Source organism: Candidatus Igneacidithiobacillus taiwanensis (assembly GCF_031962545.1).
Lineage (GTDB): Bacteria > Pseudomonadota > Gammaproteobacteria > Acidithiobacillales > Acidithiobacillaceae > Igneacidithiobacillus > Igneacidithiobacillus taiwanensis.
Genome location: NZ_JAVRKK010000166.1, coordinates 1 through 4424, shown reverse-complemented (window position 1 = coordinate 4424; position 4424 = coordinate 1). Strand labels below are relative to the sequence as shown.

Sequence of the window (4424 nt, the reverse complement as noted above, 5' to 3'; positions counted from 1 at the left end):
CCGTCCGTGGTCATTGCCCGGGCTTTGGGTCTCCTGCTTCAGTTTATCGGCGTCTGGCGTTTTCTACCTATCGTGCCTTCCGCTCTCTTCAATCGGTCGCGCGCACGCGCCCTGTTCAGCTATGGAGGCTGGATATCTGTTAGCAATATCGTGGGACCGGTGCTCGTTACCTTCGATCGCATGCTGATTGGCGCTCTGCTCAGCGTTGAAGCGGTCACCTATTACACCGTAACCTATAATCTCGTCAACCGTGTCTCCATACTCCCCGGCGCACTCTCCACTAGCCTGTTTCCTCGGTTTTCACGTACCGAAAGCGGAGAAGGGAAACAATTGGCCGAACGTGGATTGCACCTGCTCCTAGCCGTCATGACGCCCATCACTGTCATCGGCATCGCTGTGCTCCCTCTTTTCTTGACGTACTGGATCAGCCCGGCGTTTTCCCGGCATGGGGCCTTGGTGGGCATGATTTTGCTTGCAGGCATCTGGATCAATGGGCTTGCCTATGTCCCCTACGGCTTGCTTCAAGGACAAGGTCGGCCCGATATTACCGCTAAACTGCATCTCCTCGAACTACCGTTTTTCCTGCTGGTACTCTGGGGAGGGATTCACTGGCTGGGCCTGCCAGGGGCGGCGCTGGCGTGGAGCTTGAGAAATGCCGCCGATGCCTTGTTGCTCTTCTATTTCGTCCGGCTTTCCCACGGCTTGCGGTATGTTCTGCCAGCCGTATTGATGATGGGTTTTGCAGGCGCAATCGCCCCTCAGCATATTGTCTCTGCGCAAAGCATTTTAGCTTTGGTGATAGTGTTATTCAGTATCGTCTGGGCGTTATGGATAGCGCCAGAATTGCGGCATATCCTTGTTCAATCAAGGCACAGTTTATGGCATTTTTCCACTTCGCGAATCAGAAAACATTCATGAACGACTCCAACGCACTCGCCCAATGCACTCCATCGTTAGGAGATTGGTTCGCCGAGGATCTGGAAGGGCTCGGGCAATGCTCGGTATGTACTAGTGTGGAACGTTCGCTCGTTGCAGAAAGAATTCAACCCGGGATATTACCTTCGACCGACGCCTTCACCCTGATTGGGTATAAAATATGAGCATCAGAGCCAAGATCAAAAGCCTCCTTGGGCTGCATAACCGCCGACAAGACTTGCAGCACAAATACCCGCAATATAGGATTGGCCGTGGCTCCTATGGCAACCCAACCATTCTGAGCTGGAACGAAGGTGCGTCGCTTGCGATCGGCAATTTCTGTTCTATCGCAGATGGAGATATTTCTAGGTGGAGAACACAGGACCGACTGGGTCACAACCTATCCTTTCAACGTGTTGTGGTCGTCCGCTTCTGCCATGTCGTGAAATACAGGTTTGAGCCTGCCATCATAGAACGGCTACTCAGTGTAGCTTGGTGGAACTGGAGCGACGAATCTATAAAACAATACCTTCCCTTTTTGTTGAGTACAGATATTAACCTATTCTTAGACAAAGCGGAGCATTCAGCATGAGTGTGGGAGATCAATTTACTAAGGATGGTAATGATGTTTCAATGGCTACCCATTCTTTCAAAATTGTTACTGCGCGCGGCCTGCGACGCTTCTCTCCCGAACAGTTTTGGAGACACTCGTGAACAACATCAACGAAAGCGACCACCGCGCTCCCCCACAGGGAGATTGGCCGACCGAGGATCTGGAAGTTTTGGGACATTGCCCCGTCTGCGGTACAACCGGACGGTTTTTGCTCTACGATGATTTGCGCGACAAAGTCTTCTTCTCTGCACCCGGTGTTTGGAAAATGTGGAAATGTGAGGGTGGTGGAGTCGGTTATCTTGATCCCTGCCCTACAGTGGAAAGTATCGGTCGGGCTTACGCTAATTATTACACGCACGGAGATTGGCAAGCTGGAAGTGGCTTGTTGCCGGGGCCCGGCAGATCACCGGTTAAGCGGATATGGTATGCACTGCGCAACGACTATCTCAACGTCCGCTATGGTTATCGCTTTCGCCCTCGCATACCGGGTGGACGATGGATCATGCACGGGTTTCCCGCGACACGCCGATGGCTAGGAAATCGTATCCGCCATCTGCCCGCACCCAAGCCTGGTCATAATCGTCTGCTCGATGCCGGTTGCGGCAGTGGTGCATTCGTCTGGGTAGCCCAAATTTTGGGTTATCGGGCAGAAGGTCTGGAGATTGATCCAAAGGCATGTGCTCAGGCGCGCAGTCACGGACTTGTTGTACATCAAAGTTCTTTCCCCGACACTGGCTTGGAATCAGAGAGCTATGATGAAATTACGATGAGTAATGTACTTGAACATCTGCACGATCCTGTGGGTGCGCTAAGGGAAGTATATCGAATCCTTCGGACCGGTGGGCGATTGTGGATTACCGTGCCTAATCTGGATGGCGCAAGCAATCGGGTGTGGAAAGGAAACAGTAGACTACTGGAGCCACCCAGACATTTGGTCATGTTTAATGTAAACAGTTTGAATGGACTCTTTCTGAAGTGTGGTTTTAAGAATATTCAACAAATACCGATTCCAAATATCAATCGGTTCATCTATACCGCTAGTTATTCCATAACCATGGGTAGCGATCCAGAATCTGCGCAATGGCAAGACTTACCCGCATCACTACAACGCCAAGCGGTGCAGGAGGAAAAGAAATATTCCGGTATTTCTCCTTATACCGATGCCATCACATTCGTAGGGTTCAAATGATGAGTGCCACTCCTCGCATATCTATCGCCATGGCCACCTATAACGGTGCGCGCTACATTCGCGAGCAGCTCGACAGCCTCGCAGCACAGACGCTGCTGCCCTACGAGCTAGTGGTGTCTGATGATGGCTCAACCGATTCCACGCTGGATATTGTTCGCGATTTTGCTCTTGATGCACCATTCCCAGTGCGGGTCTATCGCAACGAGAAACGTCTGGGCTATGCCGATAACTTTTTATCAGCAGCGAGTCTTTGTGAAGGAGAATTGATTGCCTTTTGTGACCAGGATGATGTTTGGATGCCGAAAAAGCTTGCTACTTGTGCGGATATATTTGAGGATCCGGATGTGCTGCTTGTTATTCATTCCGCAGTGGTGACGGGATCGGATCTGAAACACACAGGAACATTCTATCCTGACATTGAATTTGTAAACAAGCACCAAGCAAAACAGAAGAAAAAGACTGGTAGAATGTCCAGTGACCAGCTAATGCTTTGCAAATACGATTCGCTACAGCTAGATCCAATGGATGTTTATCCTGGGTTTTCGATGATTTTTCGAAAAATAGTCGTTAATATTTTTGATAGATGTGATCGTGGGAAGGATTATCAATTTTATAGAGCCAATCCCCCCATGATATCTCATGATAGGTGGATTTATCTGATGTGTTGCAGTTTAGGGAAGGTAGTATTAACGGAAGAAAAGCTATCATTGTATAGGCAGCATGAATCAAATACATGCGGCTTATCTGGCCCACGATCTTTGTGGGATCAGTTAAAATCATATTTCTCACCCACAGTTTATGAAGGCCGCTATAGAAATGAACTGCACTGGGTTAACGTCATGGAAGAGATTTCAAAAAAAAATTACTGGAGTAACAAACATATTGCCAGCAATGCAATCAACGCAAGTAAGTTCTTTGAGAGATGCAGGGATAAAGACAATGCTTTAATCATTCTTTATTCATTAGACTCATCTTGGTCAAAACGTCTTACTGCATATTTGTATTTAGTAAAAAACTTCTATTTAAACTCAGCAGAATCTTGCTTTGTCCGCCATCATCCTGTAAAGGACTTTTTATTTGGTTTGTTTGGTTTTTATTCGTTATACAGAAAAACAAAAATAATTTTAATGATGAGTAAAGGTAAACATGATACAATTTGAACGCAATTCCTTACTGGTTTACAAGAGGATTGGCTCATGAAACGTATTGGTATCGTGATGACGCATGGTACTCAGAGAGGTGGTGCCGAGGCCATGCTGTTACACATGCTTCGTGAAAATGCAGCAACATCTAAGTTTGATTGTCACCTTTTTTTTTGCAAGATGGACAATTAGTTGATGCGATACATGATCTTGGCTATGCGTCTACGGTACTTCCACCACCAGGCCGGTTGCGGGAGATTCACCGCTATTCGAGCACTGTGCTGCGAATGCGACGTGCTTTTCAACAGGCTGATGTTGACAGTGTTTTATCTTGGATGGCTAATGGCCATTTGTATGCTGGCCCCGCAGCCTTGAGTTTAGGTATACCTGTTTTCTGGTTTCAACATCGGATTGCTGGTTCGGATAGAATGACCCGTATCTACAGCAAGATCCCCGCAACTGGGGTTCTTGCGTGCTCCCGAGCAGCGGCTGCTGCGCAAACCCGTGCTTCTCCGCATAGAGCAGTGACCGTCTGTTATCCGGCTGTGGATTTGCCGCGCCTAGA

General features: G+C 48.4%; 5 protein-coding genes. 4 read left to right on the top strand and 1 reads right to left on the bottom strand.

Annotated elements, in window-relative coordinates:
- A partial coding sequence (locus tag RTI30_RS12950) for an oligosaccharide flippase family protein (protein WP_312283964.1) occupies nt 1-918 on the top strand: 918 nt, incomplete at its 5' end.
- A 124-nt stretch (nt 919-1042) separates the two neighbouring features.
- On the opposite strand, the gene RTI30_RS12945 is transcribed toward RTI30_RS12950, so the two are convergent.
- Nucleotides 1043-1312, bottom strand: a complete 270-nt coding sequence (locus tag RTI30_RS12945) for a hypothetical protein (RefSeq protein WP_312283963.1) — start codon at nt 1310-1312, stop codon at nt 1043-1045.
- A gap of 313 nt (nt 1313-1625) precedes the next feature.
- On the opposite strand from RTI30_RS12945, the gene RTI30_RS12940 reads away from it, so the two are divergent.
- The 3 genes from RTI30_RS12940 to RTI30_RS14370 form a co-directional block, all read left to right on the top strand.
- Nucleotides 1626-2717: a class I SAM-dependent methyltransferase gene (locus tag RTI30_RS12940; protein WP_312283962.1), complete on the top strand. Its 1092-nt coding sequence runs from the start codon at nt 1626-1628 to the stop codon at nt 2715-2717.
- Nucleotides 2609-3877, top strand: a complete 1269-nt coding sequence (locus tag RTI30_RS12935; RefSeq protein ID WP_312283961.1) for a glycosyltransferase — start codon at nt 2609-2611, stop codon at nt 3875-3877. Before RTI30_RS12940 ends, RTI30_RS12935 begins: the two co-directional genes overlap by 109 nt.
- A gap of 140 nt (nt 3878-4017) precedes the next feature.
- Nucleotides 4018-4424: glycosyltransferase (locus RTI30_RS14370; protein ID WP_409449718.1), on the top strand; the 407-nt coding region annotated here is incomplete at its 3' end.

What these genes read in the sequence shown, in the direction of transcription:
- RTI30_RS12935 (WP_312283961.1), top strand. Translation starts at nt 2,609, where the DNA reads ATGGCAAGACTTACCCGCATCACTACAACGCCAAGCGGTGCAGGAGGA.